The 14,784-nt window shown below is 54.4% G+C and carries 15 protein-coding genes; 3 read left to right on the top strand and 12 right to left on the bottom strand.

The annotated features are described in order from the left end of the window. Positions 1-118 precede the first annotated feature (118 nt). From deoD to deoC, 4 genes are all read right to left on the bottom strand, one after another. Positions 119-838 carry a purine-nucleoside phosphorylase gene (deoD, locus tag H650_RS17675; protein WP_017457844.1) on the bottom strand — a complete coding sequence of 240 codons (720 nt, stop codon included), beginning with the start codon at positions 836-838 and terminating at the stop codon, positions 119-121. 63 nt (positions 839-901) lie between these two features. Further along, positions 902-2,125 (bottom strand): phosphopentomutase, encoded by a 1,224-nt coding sequence (gene deoB / locus H650_RS17670; protein ID WP_020456469.1) that lies wholly within the window; start codon positions 2,123-2,125, stop codon positions 902-904. A gap of 51 nt (positions 2,126-2,176) precedes the next feature. After that, positions 2,177-3,499 (bottom strand): thymidine phosphorylase, encoded by a 1,323-nt coding sequence (gene deoA, locus H650_RS17665; protein WP_020456468.1) that lies wholly within the window; start codon positions 3,497-3,499, stop codon positions 2,177-2,179. A gap of 73 nt (positions 3,500-3,572) precedes the next feature. Beyond that, positions 3,573-4,352: a deoxyribose-phosphate aldolase gene (gene deoC, locus H650_RS17660; protein WP_020456467.1), complete on the bottom strand. Its 780-nt coding sequence runs from the start codon at positions 4,350-4,352 to the stop codon at positions 3,573-3,575. Between the two features lie 255 nt (positions 4,353-4,607). On the opposite strand from deoC, the gene H650_RS17655 reads away from it, so the two are divergent. Together H650_RS17655 and H650_RS17650 are read left to right on the top strand one after the other, a co-directional pair. After that, positions 4,608-6,158 carry a YjjI family glycine radical enzyme gene (locus tag H650_RS17655; protein WP_020456466.1) on the top strand — a complete coding sequence of 517 codons (1,551 nt, stop codon included), beginning with the start codon at positions 4,608-4,610 and terminating at the stop codon, positions 6,156-6,158. Further along, the gene (locus H650_RS17650) at positions 6,130-6,990 is read left to right on the top strand and encodes a YjjW family glycine radical enzyme activase (protein ID WP_020456465.1); all 861 of its coding nucleotides are present in this window, start codon (positions 6,130-6,132) and stop codon (positions 6,988-6,990) included. Before H650_RS17655 ends, H650_RS17650 begins: the two co-directional genes overlap by 29 nt. On the opposite strand, the gene H650_RS17645 is transcribed toward H650_RS17650, so the two are convergent. From H650_RS17645 to H650_RS17615, 8 genes are all read right to left on the bottom strand, one after another. Further along, complete coding sequence (locus H650_RS17645) at positions 6,979-7,761, bottom strand: metal-dependent hydrolase (RefSeq protein ID WP_020456464.1); 783 nt, start codon at positions 7,759-7,761, stop codon at positions 6,979-6,981. The two genes, H650_RS17650 and H650_RS17645, sit on opposite strands and share 12 nt — an antisense overlap. Continuing rightward, positions 7,758-8,828, bottom strand: coding sequence for a patatin-like phospholipase family protein (locus H650_RS17640; RefSeq protein WP_020456463.1), 1,071 nt, complete (start codon positions 8,826-8,828; stop codon positions 7,758-7,760). Before H650_RS17640 ends, H650_RS17645 begins: the two co-directional genes overlap by 4 nt. Positions 8,829-8,949: 121 nt before the next feature. Next, positions 8,950-9,111 (bottom strand): DUF1328 domain-containing protein, encoded by a 162-nt coding sequence (locus tag H650_RS24820; protein WP_007373037.1) that lies wholly within the window; start codon positions 9,109-9,111, stop codon positions 8,950-8,952. 130 nt (positions 9,112-9,241) lie between these two features. After that, positions 9,242-9,859: a molecular chaperone OsmY gene (gene osmY / locus H650_RS17635; RefSeq protein ID WP_020456462.1), complete on the bottom strand. Its 618-nt coding sequence runs from the start codon at positions 9,857-9,859 to the stop codon at positions 9,242-9,244. A gap of 384 nt (positions 9,860-10,243) precedes the next feature. Then, positions 10,244-11,833: a peptide chain release factor 3 gene (gene prfC / locus H650_RS17630; protein WP_020456461.1), complete on the bottom strand. Its 1,590-nt coding sequence runs from the start codon at positions 11,831-11,833 to the stop codon at positions 10,244-10,246. Between the two features lie 91 nt (positions 11,834-11,924). After that, positions 11,925-12,602 (bottom strand): pyrimidine 5'-nucleotidase, encoded by a 678-nt coding sequence (gene yjjG, locus H650_RS17625; protein WP_020456460.1) that lies wholly within the window; start codon positions 12,600-12,602, stop codon positions 11,925-11,927. A 12-nt stretch (positions 12,603-12,614) separates the two neighbouring features. Next, entirely contained in the window at positions 12,615-13,055 is a 441-nt protein-coding gene (gene rimI, locus H650_RS17620; protein ID WP_020456459.1) for a ribosomal protein S18-alanine N-acetyltransferase, read from the bottom strand. Next, complete coding sequence (locus H650_RS17615) at positions 13,024-13,437, bottom strand: DNA polymerase III subunit psi (protein WP_020456458.1); 414 nt, start codon at positions 13,435-13,437, stop codon at positions 13,024-13,026. Before H650_RS17615 ends, rimI begins: the two co-directional genes overlap by 32 nt. 245 nt (positions 13,438-13,682) lie before the next feature. Between H650_RS17615 and rsmC the strand changes: the two genes are divergently transcribed. Continuing rightward, positions 13,683-14,711, top strand: a complete 1,029-nt coding sequence (gene rsmC, locus H650_RS17610) for a 16S rRNA (guanine(1207)-N(2))-methyltransferase RsmC (RefSeq protein WP_020456457.1) — start codon at positions 13,683-13,685, stop codon at positions 14,709-14,711. Positions 14,712-14,784 lie beyond the last annotated feature (73 nt).

The following is a 14,784-nucleotide window of genomic DNA, read 5'->3' as shown; positions in this document are numbered from 1 at the left end:
ATGGATACTTGAATAAATTCATAGCTCTATTCCTCTGAATTAAAAGGGAATAATAAAAACTATGGACATTAAAATGAATTGATAAAAAGGGCAGAGAACCTGCCCTTAGAAAAGATACTTACGCTTTATCGCCCAGCAGGACAGATTCCAGCGCAATTTTGATCATATCGTTGAACGTGGTCTGACGCTCAGCGGAAGTGGTCTGCTCGTGCGTACGAATATGGTCGGAAACGGTGCAGATGGTCAGCGCTTTCGCACCGAATTCCGCCGCTACGCCGTAAATGCCTGCCGCTTCCATTTCCACGCCCAGGATGCCGTATTTTTCCATCACGTCGAACATTTCACCGTCCGGGGAGTAGAACAGATCGGCGGAGAACAGGTTACCCACGCGCGCGTCTACGCCCAGTGCTTTTGCCGCATCAACCGCGTTACGCACCATATCGAAATCAGCAATCGCTGCGAAATCGTGATCTTTGAAACGCATACGGTTCACTTTGGAGTCGGTGCAGGCACCCATCCCAATCACGATGTCACGCAATTGCACGTCCATACGCACTGCGCCGCAGGAGCCGACACGAATGATTTTTTTCACGCCGAAATCGGTGATCAGCTCTTTGGTGTAGATGGAGCAGGACGGGATCCCCATACCGTGGCCCATAACAGAAATTTTGCGGCCTTTGTAGGTGCCGGTGTAACCCAGCATGCCGCGCACGTTGTTCACTTCGCGGTAGTCTTCGAGGAAAGTTTCCGCAATATGTTTTGCACGCAGCGGGTCGCCCGGCATCAACACTACGTCAGCGAAATCGCCCATTTCGGCATTAATATGTGGGGTAGCCATCGTCAATTCCTTTATGTCGTTGTCGTTGAAACAGAAAGGGCGGGAAGCTCCCGCCCAAAATCATCAGAACATGGCCTTGCCATATTCCATATCAGAGACGCCGAAGTACTTCGCAATCGTCTGACCAATATCCGCAAAGGTGTCACGGTGACCCAGCGAGCCCGGTTTCACTTTCGGGCCGTAGACCAGCACCGGAATATGCTCGCGGGTGTGGTCAGTGCCTTTCCAGGTCGGATCGCAGCCGTGATCGGCGGTAAGGATCAGGATGTCGTCTTCGCCAACCAATTCCATCAGTTCCGGCAGGCGACGGTCAAACAACTCAAGCCCGGCCGCATAACCCGCCACGTCGCGACGATGGCCCCATGATGAGTCAAAATCGACGAAGTTAGTAAAGACGATGGTCTTATCACCGGCTTCTTTCATCTCTTTGATGGTGGCGTCAAACAGCGCATCCAGGCCGGTGGCTTTCACTTTTTTGGTGATGCCGCAGTTGGCATAGATATCGGCAATTTTACCGACCGAAACCACGTGGCCATCTTTCTCTTCGACCAGTTTTTGCAGCACGGTGGCTGACGGTGGTTCAACGGCCAGGTCATGGCGGTTACCGGTACGCTGGAAATTACCTGCTTTATCGCCAACAAATGGACGCGCAATCACGCGGCCAATGTTGTAGCCGCCTTCGGTCAGCTCTTCACGCGCGATTTCGCACAGCTCATACAGCTTATCCAGACCAAAGGTCTCTTCGTGGCAGGCAATCTGGAACACCGAATCGGCAGAGGTGTAGAAAATCGGCTTGCCGGTTTTCATGTGCTCTTCGCCGAGCTGGTCAAGGATCACCGTACCGGACGAGTGGCAGTTGCCAAGATAACCCGGCAGATTAGCGCGTTTCACCAGCTTATCCAGCAGTTCCTGCGGGAAGCTATTCTCGGTGTCGCTAAAGTAGCCCCAGTCGAACAGCACCGGCACACCGGCGATTTCCCAGTGGCCTGACGGCGTATCTTTCCCGGAAGATAGCTCATGCGCCCATGCGTAAGCACCAGTGATTTCCGCGTTGGCGTCCATCCCGGCAGGAATAAAACCTGTTGCGCCTTCGTGCGCCTTCGCCAGACCCAGACGGGTCAGATTGGGTAAATTCAGCGGGCCTTTGCGCCCGGTGTCGGCTTCACCTTTCGCGCAAACTTCAGCGATGTGACCGAGGGTATCGGAACCCACGTCGCCAAAGCGCTCCGCGTCTTCGGTCGCGCCGATGCCGAAAGAGTCCAGCACCATAATAAATGCACGTTTCATATGTTCTCCGTACCTTGTGCTTTGTAAAAAAGCGATCAGATCAGTATACCGCTATTCAGTAATGCGGCGATAGACCGTCGGTGTCTCTTTTGGTGCGCTGTCGCCCATCGAAATAGCCGCTTTCACCGCCTGCGCAGCCTCTTGCCAGCTGGCTTCGTCTTTGGCGTGGATAACCGCCAGCGGGCGCTGGCCATCAACGCGTTCGCCCAGACGCACCATATCGGTAAAGCCGACGCTGTAATCAATAGTGTCCGACGCCTGGCGACGACCACCGCCCATCGACACCACCGCCATGCCCAGCGCGCGCGTATCCATCGCCGTGATAAACCCTTCATCATCGGCATATACCGCTTTGCTGAGCGTCGCGGTAGGCAGGTATTTGGCGTAGTTTTCCACGAAATCGTGCGGCCCTTTTTGCGCCGCAACCATACGACCAAACACCTCGGCCGCTTTACCGTTATCCAGCACCGCTTGCAGCTTCGCCCGTGCGTCGGCGTCATCTTTCGCCAGTTTGCCGGAGATCAGCATCTCCACGCACAGCGCCATAGTGACGTCAAACAAGCGCGGATTGCGGTATTCACCAGTCAGGAACTGCACCGCTTCGCGTACTTCCACTGCGTTGCCCGCGCTGGAAGCCAGCACCTGGTTCATATCGGTCAGCAGCGCGGTAGTCCGCACGCCCGCGCCGTTGGCAACGCCAACAATCGCTTCCGCCAGTTGTTCAGAGAGGGCGTAAGTCGGCATAAATGCCCCGCTACCCACTTTGACGTCCATCACCAGCGCATCAAGCCCCTCGGCCAGTTTTTTGGCGAGGATAGAAGCGGTGATTAACGGAATAGAGTCCACCGTCGCGGTGATATCGCGGGTGGCGTAGAAACGTTTATCCGCCGGAGCCAGCGAATTGGTCTGGCCGATAATCGCCACACCAACATCCTTAATAATCTCGCGAAAACGGTTATCTTCCGGGAAGATATCAAACCCCGGGATCGCTTCCAGTTTGTCGAGCGTGCCGCCAGTATGGCCAAGGCCACGCCCGGAAATCATCGGAATATAGCCGCCGCAGGCCGCCACCATCGGGCCAAGCATCAACGAGGTGACATCGCCCACGCCGCCGGTCGAGTGTTTGTCCACCACCGGGCCGTTAAGATCGAGCGGTTTCCAGTCCAGAACAGTGCCTGAATCCCGCATCGCCATGGTCAGCGAAACACGCTCCGGCATCGTCATGTCGTGGAAGAAAATGGTCATTGCCAGAGCAGCAATCTGCCCTTCAGAAACGGTGTTATCGCGTATTCCGTTGATAAAGAAACGGATTTCTTCATCACTCAGCGCGAGACCATCGCGTTTTTTTCGAATAATTTCTTGAGCGAGAAACAAGGTAACCCCCTGAGGAATAAAGCCGGAAAATCCATTGAGGCCGGGTAACAATGCGCTACCCGGCAATGACAAATTAATAGCTGCTTGCGCTCTTACCGTCGCCGTGGCCCAACGCTTTCAGCAGGCTTGCCAGCAGGCTGGAGGCGCCAAAACGGTAATGACGGGCATCGGCCCAATCGGCACCAAACAGGTCGTCAGCAATGGCGAGATACTGCTGCGCATCTTCCGCGCTACGTACGCCACCAGCCGGTTTAAAACCAACGGTTTTCTCAACGCCCATATCGCGAATCACTTCCATCATGATACGTGCGCTTTCCGGGGTCGCGTTTACCGGCACTTTACCGGTCGACGTTTTAATGAAATCTGCACCGGCTTTAATGGCGATTTCAGACGCTTTACGGATCAATGCTTCCGTTTTCAGCTCACCGGTTTCAATAATCACTTTCAGCAGCACGTTCGCCGCCGCGCAAGCCTCTTTACAGGCTTTCACCAGATCGAAGCCTACCTGCTCGTTACCGGCGATCAGCGCACGGTACGGGAACACCACATCAACTTCATCAGCACCGTAAGCAATGGCGGCGCGTGTTTCAGCCAGCGCGATGTCGATATCGTCGTTACCATGCGGGAAGTTGGTCACGGTTGCGATACGCACATCCGGCGTACCTTGTGCGTTCAGGGTTTTGCGCGCAATCGGGATAAAACGCGGGTAGATACAGATGGCGGCGGTGTTGCCCACCGGGGTTTTTGCCTGATGACACAGGGCGATGACTTTCTCGTTGGTGTCATCATCATTCAGGGTGGTCAGGTCCATCAGTTTCAGCGCACGCAGGCTGCTTGCCGTTAAATCACTCATAATTCTCTCCGACGGCGTAATGCCGGTTTTCTGTTCGGGTTTGTTAGTATTTTAACATCAACCCACATTCACACTTCGACACCCATCACAGTTAATGAAAGTTAAATTCACGTTTGCAAAACCATAATGGGACATTGATCAAACTTTTAAATTCACATCAGTAATGATTGCGCTGACAGGGGACGGGATCAAAAGCGACCAACAGCTGGCTCCGTACACTCATCGCCATCACTCAAGGAAATAAGAGGAACGATGATGTCCCCGTCTGTTGATCCTTTATTGCTGTCACGCTGCCAGCAGATTGTTACCAGCCCAACACTCACACCGGAACAAAAACGCCACTTCCTGGCGCTGGAAGCGGAAAACGCCCTGCCCTATCCGGCGTTGCCGCAAGCGGCACGCGCAGCACTTGATGAGGGCGCCATCTGCGATATGTTTGAAGGGCACGCCCCTTACAAACCGCGTTATGTGCTGCCGGATTACGCTAAATTTCTCGCTAACGGTTCCGCCTGGCTGGAGCTGGAAGGGGCAAAAGATCTTGATGACGCCCTCTCATTGCTGACGATCCTCTACCACCATGTTCCATCAGTGACATCAATGCCTGTTTATCTCGGCCAGCTTGATGTCCTGCTACAACCATATGTGAGAATTCTAACACAACAGGAGATCGATATCCGCATAAAACGTTTCTGGCGCTACCTCGACAGAACGCTGCCAGACGCCTTTATGCATGCCAATATTGGCCCATTCGACACTCCGGTTACGCGTGCTATTTTACGCGCCGATGCAGAACTGAAGCAGGTTGCGCCAAACTTAACCTTTATCTATGACCCGGATATTACGCCGGATGATCTGCTACTGGAGGTGGCGCGTAATATCTGCGAGTGCAGCAAACCGCACATCGCCAACGGCCCGGTGCATGATAATATTTTCACAAAAGGCGGTTATGGCATTGTGAGTTGCTATAACTCTCTGCCGCTGGGCGGCGGCGGGAGTACGCTGGTACGCCTCAATCTGAAAGCGATCGCGGAACGCAGCGCGTCGCTGGAGGATTTCTTCACCCATCAATTGCCACACTATTGCCAGCAACAAATGGCAATTATCGATGCCCGCTGCGATTTTCTGTATCAGCAATCCGGCTTCTTTGAGCATAGCTTCCTTGTGCAGGAAGGGCTGATTGCTGCCGACCGTTTTGTGCCCATGTTTGGTATGTATGGGCTGGCCGAAGCGGTCAATACGCTTTGTGAAAAAGCCGGTCTCGCCGCACGCTACGGCAAAGATGAACAAGCCAACGCACTTGGTTATCGCATCAGTGAACAACTGGCGAGCTTTGTGGCAAACACGCCGGTAAAATACGGCTGGCGGCAGCGCGCCATGCTCCATGCGCAATCGGGTATTAGCTCCGACACCGACACCACGCCAGGCGCGCGGCTGCCTTATGGCGACGAGCCGGATCCGATTACCCATCTGCTCGCCGTCGCACCGCATCATGCGTGGTATCAGGCCGGGATCAGCGATATTTTGACCCTCGATGAAACGGTGAAACGCAACCCGCAAGCCGTTGTCCAGCTCTGCCTTGGTGCGTTTAAAGCTGGCATGCGCGAGTTCACTGCTAACGTAGCCGGTAACGATCTGGTTCGCGTCACTGGTTATATGGTGCGCCTGTCAGATCTCAGGAAATTCCGGGCCGAAGGCTCACGCACCAATACCACCTGGCTGGGTGAAGAGGCCGCGCGTAACACGCATATTCTGGAACGACAACCCCGCGTGGTCAGCCATGAACAGCAGATGCGCTTTCGTCAGTAAAATCCTCCCGTTCTCCTGCGTGGACGGACCAGGCAGCCGGCTGGCACTGTTTTTACAGGGCTGCAATATGCGCTGTAAAAACTGCCATAACCCGTGGACCATTGGCCGCTGCAACCACTGCGGCGATTGTGTCGCAGGTTGCCCACAGCACGCGCTCTCCATTAATGGAGGGCAAGTGGAATGGAACGCTGCGCGTTGCGAGCAGTGCGACACTTGCCTGCGCATGTGCCCGCAACACGCCACGCCGATGGCGCAGAGCATGACGGTTGAACAGGTTGTGGCGCAGATTCGCAAAGTGGCGCTGTTTATTGAAGGCATCACCGTCAGCGGCGGCGAAGCAACGCTGCAACTGCCCTTTTTGCATGCGCTGTTCTCTGCATTACGCCATGACGCACAACTGCGCCATCTGAATTGTCTGGTGGACAGTAACGGGTTACTCAGCGAAACCGGCTGGCGCAAGCTGTTGCCGGTCTGCGACGGCGCGATAATCGATCTCAAAGCCTGGGGCAATGCGCGGCACCGTTTTCTCACCGGACGGGATAACGTGCAGGTGAAAGCCAGCCTGCGGCTACTGGCGGCAGAGAAGAAGTTAGCGGAGCTGCGCCTGCTGGTGATCCCGGAACACGATTATCTGGTACATATCGATGCGCTGGCCGCCTTTATTCATCAACTCGGCGAGGTGCCAGTGCGGCTTAATGCCTTTCATGCGCATGGCGTGTACGGTGAGGCGCAGACATGGCGCAGCGCTACGCCGGAGGATGTGGAACCGCTGGCGCAGGCGCTACTGGAGCGCGGTGTAAAAACCGTGCTGCGCCCGGCGCTATATCTGTAGCGCAAAGAGCCGCTGCGTGTTTTCCAGCAGTGCGTGTGCGATGACATCCGGCGCTTCGCGGCGTAGCTCGCACAACGTATCGAACACCTGCGCGGCACGCTCTGGCCGATTGGGCTGGCCCTGAAAACCATTGAGCGGCATGTCCGGCGCATCCGTTTCCAGCAGTAATGCAGAAAGCGGCAACTGCGCCATTACGTCACGGGTTTTACTGGCGCGCGGGTAGGTAATGGTGCCGCCCACGCCGATGTAATAGCCCAGCTCAACAAAGCGCTGCGCCTGTTGCAGGCTACCGGCGAAACCATGCACTACGCCACGGCGAGGTAAATCATGTTTTTTTAAATGCATCGCCAGCTTGTCATGCGTGCGGCGTGAATGGAGGATCACCGGCAGATCAAAGCGTTTTGCCAATTTTAGTTGCGCGTCTAACACCTGCTGCTGGCGCTCAAACTGCGGATCGTCGCGGTAAAGATCGAGGCCAATTTCCCCTATCGCCACCACTTTCTCGGGCTTTGCCGCGAGCATCTGTTCGAGCCGTTGCAGGCTTTCCTCGCTGTGCTCTTCAATCACAATCGGGTGTAGCCCCAGCGCGGCGTACAGCGCGGTATGCTGGCGTGCTAAGTGGCAAACGCGATCAAAATAACGGGCGGCGATCGCCGGAACAATAATGCGCTCCACGCCAGCGTCGCCCGCACGGGCGATACTCGCTGCTTCATCGCCGGCAAACGGCGGGAAATCGAAATGACAGTGGGTATCGGTAAAGCGGAAACTCACGCCGTATCCTCTTTATTGATGGGTAAATCGTTGGCCTGCACGACGCTGACCAGCGGCGTATCCAGCGCGTCGTTGGCCACCGCAGCCGGTGGAACAACACGCGTCGCAGGCGCGATAATCGGCGAGTGGCGCACCAGCGGCGGGGTTTCCGCCAGCAATTTGCCCACCGTCGCCAGGAAATAGCGCCCGCACAAACGCCCGATTTTATAATCCTCGCGCAGCGCCGGTAAACGGCTGCCCAGCGCCATGCTCTTCAACAACTTAGGCGGATAGATTTCAAAAATACGCAGTTTACCCGGCGGCGCTTCGATAAAGCGTTGGATCGCCAGGTAACTTTTCTCATGGTGCTGCACCAGATTGATTAAGGATTGCAGGCTGCTCTCTCCCAGCCAGCGTTCCATCCGTTTGAACCACTGGGGCGTATAGTACATCTGTGACGGTACGGTACGGATCACCACAATCGTGTTCGCGCCGCGTTTTGCCGCCTCCTGCACCGGAATGGCATCGCTGACACCGCCGTCGAGATAATTAATGCCATCAAGCATCACGCCCGGACGATAAAAGCCGGGGATCGCGCTGGAAGCACGAATCAAATCGAGCCATGTCTGATGAGTAGGGGAGAAATAGGCTGCGGAGTAATCATCCTGCCGACAGGCGCACATGTAAAACTCTTTGCCCGCATCGAAAATCCGCGCGGCGTAGTCCATGGCCAGCGGCATCTGGCTTGAGGTCGATTCAACCAGCCAATCGAGATCGATAAGATTGCCGCCGCGCACAAAGCGCACCGGATTGAAAAATTCCCGCGACGTGGTGTAGCGCATGATCACTTTGCGTGCGTAGCCAGGTTGATTGCAGACATAAGCGGAAAGGTTTTGCGCACCGGCAGAGCTGCCGAAATAGAGATCGAAAGGATTAAATTCCGCACGCATAAACTCGTCCAGAACGCCAGCGGTAAAAATACCGCGCTGTCCACCGCCCTCGCATACGAGCGCGAGCCGACCCGGGCGAAAGGGTTTTAACGCCAGCGGCGCGATGTTGCCGAGCGTAACGGGAATATGCTGGCCCACTCTGCTTTCCTTAATTGATGCGCTGAATATCTCAAAGTAGCGCACTTTTCCCGCAGCCGAAACAGCAAAGCCAGTCACAAGGACTGGCTTTAATGTAACCGAAATTTAAGCGTGTAATACGCTATGGACGCCGACGACCCATAAACAGGCTGACGAGGAACAGGATAATACCGACGATAAAGACAATTTTCGCGGCCCCTGCTGCCGTACCCGCAAGACCACCAAAGCCCAGTGCGGCGGCAATTAACGCGATAACCAGAAATATAATGCCCCAACGAAACATAAAACTCTCCTTTACCATAGTTAATTTCAACCGCTTAAGATGAGCGCTCAGGATGCCCACCGGCGATGTTTTTCCTGGTACGTGCTTGTCATACCCGGCTTGCACCGGGTAGTGACGTTTTCAGGATTAGTTACTTCACTTTGAGATCGTTCTTCACGCTTTTAACGCCGTCGATTGCTTTGGCGATACTTTCAGCGCGTTCACTTTGTGCCTGTGAATCTACGGTACCGGACAACTGCACCACGCCATCGGTGGTTTCAACCTTCACCTTACGGGAAGGGACAACATCGTCGGCCAGCAGTTTTGCTTTGATTTCACTGGTGGTAGCGGTATCACCCGCATAACCTTTCATGGTCTTGTTTTTGCCGTCACGCACATGCAGCTTATCGCTCACAGAAGCCACGCCCTCGACGCCTTTTGCGACGGAGACGGCTTTTTCTGCCTGCGCCTGGCTTTCAACGAAGCCGCTCAGCGTGACCACTTTTTTGTCCGTTTTAACGGAGATGTCCGTACTTTTAATGTCTTCATGATCCACCAGCGCCGCTTTGACTTTCGCGGTGATGGTGCTGTCATCCATGAAACCACCGACTTTATTCATTGAGCTATCGATTGATTCCCCTGCACTGGAAGCAGCATTTTGCGCTTTGTCGGTGGTAGTCTCCGCAGCGAATGCGGAACCACTTGCCAGAACAGAGCCCAGCATTACGGCCAGCAGAGTTTTGGAAATAGTCAGTTTTTTCATAGTCATCGATGTTCTTCCTGTTGGTTTGCCCACTATTTGGGCCACAAGCAGCAACGTGTGCCGCTCTACTGCTGTGGTGAAAACCACCCAATTCAGCAACTGATGGCGCGTTTACAATCCTGTCGCACATCGTGCTAAAGCAGTTGTTAATATTCCTTTGTGAAGAAATGAGTGGATAAAAGACTTTACTTAACGCATTGAACAGGACTTTTATCCACCCGATTTGTCATCACTTTGTTAAATATAGATCACAATCGACAAAAATCATGGCCGGGTGGGTAAAAAACGAACAAATGGAGGCGAAATGACGGGTTTTAAGAACAATCCGCAAGGGGCTAATTAGACAGGAGAAGTGACAGAGCACGGCGTCTACCGTGCTCTGCAGAAGGATTAATGCTCGCGAGTTTTGTGGAAAGTCACTTCCGGATAGCGTTCCTGTGTCAGATTCAGGTTTACCATCGTTGGGGCGATGTAGGTCAGGTTATCACCGCCATCGAGCGCAAGCTGGATTTCGTTCTTGCGTTTGAATTCCTCGAATTTCTTCACGTCAGTGCTTTCAACCCAGCGTGCTGTCGCCACGTTCACAGACTCGTACACCGCTTCCACGTTGTATTCGCTCTTCAGACGGGAAACCACCACGTCAAACTGCAGGACACCCACCGCGCCGACAATCAGATCGTTGTTGGCGATAGGACGGAACACCTGCACCGCGCCCTCTTCTGAAAGCTGAACCAGACCTTTGAGGAGCTGTTTTTGCTTCAGCGGGTCACGCAGGCGAATACGGCGGAACAACTCCGGTGCGAAGTTCGGAATACCGGTGAACTTCATCATTTCGCCCTGGGTGAAGGTGTCACCAATCTGGATCGTCCCGTGGTTATGCAGACCAATAATGTCACCCGGGTAGGCTTCTTCTACATGCGAGCGATCGCCAGCCATAAAGGTCAGGGCGTCAGAGATAATCACATCTTTGCCGGTGCGCACCTGGCGCAGCTTCATGCCCTTTTCATAACGGCCAGAAACCACGCGCATAAACGCCACGCGGTCGCGGTGTTTCGGGTCCATGTTGGCCTGAATTTTAAAGACAAAGCCAGTGAATTTGTCATCATCGGCTTTCACTTCGCGGGTGTCGGTTTTACGTGGCATTGGCGCAGGCGCCCATTCCACCAGACCATCCAGCATATGATCGACACCGAAGTTACCCAGCGCGGTACCAAAGAAGACCGGCGTGATTTCGCCGCTCAGGAACAGCTCTTTATCGAACTCGTTCGATGCGCCCTGCACCAGCTCCAGCTCATCGCGCAGCTGCTGTGCCAGATCTTCGCCCACGGCTTTATCCAGATCCGGGTTGTTCAGGCCTTTAACGATGCGCACTTCCTGGATGGTGTGCCCCTGCCCTGTCTGATACAGGTAGGTTTCATCTTTATAAAGGTGATAAACGCCCTTGAACAACTTACCGCAGCCAATCGGCCAGGTAATCGGCGCACAGGCGATCTTCAGCTCGTTTTCCACTTCATCCAGCAGCTCCATCGGATCGCGGATGTCACGATCGAGTTTGTTCATAAAGGTCAGGATCGGCGTATCGCGCAGACGGGTGACTTCCATCAGCTTACGGGTCCGATCTTCAACCCCTTTTGCCGCATCGATAACCATCAGGCAGCAGTCCACCGCCGTCAGTGTGCGGTAAGTATCTTCGGAGAAGTCTTCGTGCCCCGGGGTATCCAGCAGATTCACCAGGCTGGTTTTATACGGGAACTGCATCACGGAGGTGGTAATAGAGATACCACGCTGCTTTTCCATCTCCATCCAGTCGGATTTTGCGTGCTGGCTGGAGCCGCGGCCTTTTACTGTACCGGCGGTTTGAATCGCCTGTCCGAACAGCAACACCTTTTCAGTGATGGTGGTTTTACCGGCATCGGGGTGCGAGATGATAGCGAACGTACGGCGCTTTGCTACCTCTTGTAAATAAGGAGACAACGTCATAATGAAATCTTCTGTGTAATTGCGCGGCCTGAGGCCTCGCGATGAAATACGAAAAATGCGGCTATTGTACTCAACGGCGGAGTGCAGACAATCAATGTTTACACAGGAGTTGCTCCAGTTCGTTCAGGGACGTGACGGTCCAGGTCGGGTTGATACCTTCAGGCAGCGCGCGATCGTGCGCATTCAACCAGCAGGTCGAAAGCCCGGCGTTAATGCCGCCGAGGATGTCGGATTCCGCCGTATCGCCAACCATCAACACGCGGGCGCGATCCGGGTTACCTGCTTTTTGCAGCGCGTAATCAAAAATCTTCGCATCAGGCTTCGCCACACCGACTTCTTCGGAAATCACTAATAAATCAAAATAGTCGCGAAGACCGGTACGTTCCAGGCGAATTTGCTGCAAGGCAGTGAAACCGTTAGTGATGATGCCGAGTTTCGCTTTGCCTTTCAGGCTGTTCAGTAATGATACTGCGCCTGGCAGTGGTGCGCAGATTTCGGCCATCGCATTCAGAAATGCCTCGTTAAGCGAACCAGCAGGGACGTTCAGGCGTTCAGACCAGCTCTGAAAGCGCTGGGTCTGCAACTGCAATGCGCTGATAGCACCGTTCTGGTAATCCACCCATAGCGGTTTGTTAACAGCTTGATATTCTGCAAAATCCTGATCGGTGAATGTCACGCTATAGTCAAGAAACATCCGTTGTAAGCCGCCAAACGCATCAAAGGTAAACAGCGTTTCGTCAGCATCAAAGAGTATCCAGTCCCATTTCATTACATCACCTTTTTAAATTGCTAAAGCCATCACTATCGCGTCTTCACGCCCATTGGCAGTGGGGTAATAGTTACGGCGAATGGTCGCTTCGTTAAAACCTAAACTTTCGTACAGTGCGATAGCGCCAACGTTAGAGGCGCGGACTTCCAGCCACAGCGTCAGCACGTCGCGAGCTTCCAGTTCATGAATCAGATGTTCCAGCAACTGACGCCCCAACCCTTTACGCTGCCAGGCCGGATCAACGGCGATGTTAAACAGCGTGGCTTCATCAAGCACCACCTGGGTAATGGCAAATGCGGCCATTTCATTCCCGACCATCAACCGGTAGTTGAGATAGCGTTCGCCCTGATTACTGGCCAGCGTTTTTTCGCTCCAGGGGAAGGCATGCGCCCGGGTTTCTATTTGGTATGCGCGGGCTAAATCAGCCGTGCTGAGGGAAGAAATCGTGTTCATGTTCGCAGATTTGTTGCCATAACGCGGCGCGAGCCGCAGGATTTGTGCGTAGCTCATCAACCGGCGGCGTCACAACCTGAGCACCCGCCAGCGCCTGCTGCGCTTCAACACCCAACCACCAACTGTTGCACTGGCTTTCGGGCGGTAGCATGGCGACACGATCGGGCGTCAACTGGAGGACTTGATCTTCTGTCACGGTTAGCGCGCGCAGCACCTCGCTGACCAACGGATCGCTCAGCGTCGGCAAAGTTGGTGAAACCATCACCAACCGGATATGCGCGGGCAGCGAAATAGCAATTTCCCCCTGCAGCGCCGCCGGGCGTCGCAAGGTCCACTGGGTAATGCCCAGTTGCTGTAATTGCCAGTCGCGTCGGGAAGTCATGGTGAAACACTCCTGTATCAGGCGCGCAAATATAACAAACTCGACGAAATTGCGCCATCAACACGCAGCCAGTAAAGACGCAACGCGTAAGATAACGGGCATACACAAAATCATTCATACTGCGCCGAGGCGGCAAGAATGAGGCTCCCGTGGAGATTAACCGGGGGATGAAGACGCAGCCAACAAAGAGGCAGTTTGAAGGATAACGTGTATAATCGCCGCCTGAATTTAAAGAGGAACCATTCATGTCTGCTTATACCCCGGCAAGTGAAGTCTTGCTGCGCCACAGTGACGATTTCGAACCAAGCCGTATTTTATTTGCCGGCGATTTGCAGGATGACCTGCCCGCTCGCCTGGACACCGCTGAAAGCCGTGCCTGGACGCAACAATTCCATCAGTGGCAGACCTTAAGCCCGCAGATGGGTGAACACGCCCGTTATAGCCTGGTCGCCGATAGCGAGACCGTCGGTAACAGCGACACGCTTATTTACTACTGGCCGAAAAATAAACCGGAAGCCCTGTTTCAGTTGATGAACCTGCTGTCGCTACTGCCAGTGGGCAGCGACATTTTTGTGGTGGGCGAAAACCGTAGCGGTGTGCGCAGTGCCGAACAGATGCTGGCTGAGTTTTGTCCGCTGAATAAAGTCGATAGCGCCCGTCGCTGTGGGCTGTATCACGGTCGTCTTGAGAAGCAGCCGCAGTTCGATGCGAACAGTTTCTGGGGCGAATACATACTGGATAACCTGACGATTAAAACCCTGCCGGGCGTATTCAGTCGCGACGGTCTGGATGTCGGTAGCCAGCTTCTGCTGTCGACGCTTACGCCGCATACCAAGGGGAAAGTGTTGGATGTGGGCTGTGGCGCGGGTGTGCTCGCAACGGTCCTGGCCAGCCATTCGCCGAAAGTGCGCCTGACGCTGTGCGATGTTTCCGCCCCGGCGGTAGAAGCCAGCCGCGCAACGCTTGCGGCGAACGGGTTTGAAGGTGACGTTTTCGCCAGCAATGTCTTCTCGGAAGTCACGGGTCGCTTTGACATGATCATCTCCAATCCGCCATTCCATGATGGTTTGCAAACCAGCCAGGAAGCCGCGCAAACGCTGATTCGCGGTGCGGTACGCCATCTGAACAGCGGTGGCGAGCTGCGAATTGTTGCAAACGCCTTCTTGCCTTACCCGGATGTGTTGGATCAAACGTTCGGTTTCCATGAAGTCATTGCGCAGACCGGCCGATTCAAAGTGTACCGTACGGTAATGACGCGCCAGGCGTTAAAATAACCCGCAGGCCCGGTGGAATCCTTCATCGGGCAAATTTCACCACCTCGTCACGACGCGCCCATTTTTACAGCGA

Source organism: Enterobacter sp. R4-368 (genome assembly GCF_000410515.1).
Lineage (GTDB): Bacteria > Pseudomonadota > Gammaproteobacteria > Enterobacterales > Enterobacteriaceae > Kosakonia.
Note: the sequence above shows the minus strand (reverse complement) of the source record. Positions and strands in the feature narration are given on the sequence as shown.

What these genes read in the sequence shown, in the direction of transcription:
- prfC (WP_020456461.1), bottom strand. Translation starts at nt 11,833, where the DNA reads ATGACGTTGTCTCCTTATTTACAAGAGGTAGCAAAGCGCCGTACGTTC.
- deoC (WP_020456467.1), bottom strand. Translation starts at nt 4,352, where the DNA reads ATGAGTGATTTAACGGCAAGCAGCCTGCGTGCGCTGAAACTGATGGAC.
- yjjG (WP_020456460.1), bottom strand. Translation starts at nt 12,602, where the DNA reads ATGAAATGGGACTGGATACTCTTTGATGCTGACGAAACGCTGTTTACC.
- rimI (WP_020456459.1), bottom strand. Translation starts at nt 13,055, where the DNA reads ATGAACACGATTTCTTCCCTCAGCACGGCTGATTTAGCCCGCGCATAC.
- deoB (WP_020456469.1), bottom strand. Translation starts at nt 2,125, where the DNA reads ATGAAACGTGCATTTATTATGGTGCTGGACTCTTTCGGCATCGGCGCG.
- osmY (WP_020456462.1), bottom strand. Translation starts at nt 9,859, where the DNA reads ATGACTATGAAAAAACTGACTATTTCCAAAACTCTGCTGGCCGTAATG.
- deoD (WP_017457844.1), bottom strand. Translation starts at nt 838, where the DNA reads ATGGCTACCCCACATATTAATGCCGAAATGGGCGATTTCGCTGACGTA.
- rsmC (WP_020456457.1), top strand. Translation starts at nt 13,683, where the DNA reads ATGTCTGCTTATACCCCGGCAAGTGAAGTCTTGCTGCGCCACAGTGAC.
- H650_RS17650 (WP_020456465.1), top strand. Translation starts at nt 6,130, where the DNA reads ATGAACAGCAGATGCGCTTTCGTCAGTAAAATCCTCCCGTTCTCCTGC.
- H650_RS17655 (WP_020456466.1), top strand. Translation starts at nt 4,608, where the DNA reads ATGTCCCCGTCTGTTGATCCTTTATTGCTGTCACGCTGCCAGCAGATT.
- H650_RS17615 (WP_020456458.1), bottom strand. Translation starts at nt 13,437, where the DNA reads ATGACTTCCCGACGCGACTGGCAATTACAGCAACTGGGCATTACCCAG.
- H650_RS24820 (WP_007373037.1), bottom strand. Translation starts at nt 9,111, where the DNA reads ATGTTTCGTTGGGGCATTATATTTCTGGTTATCGCGTTAATTGCCGCC.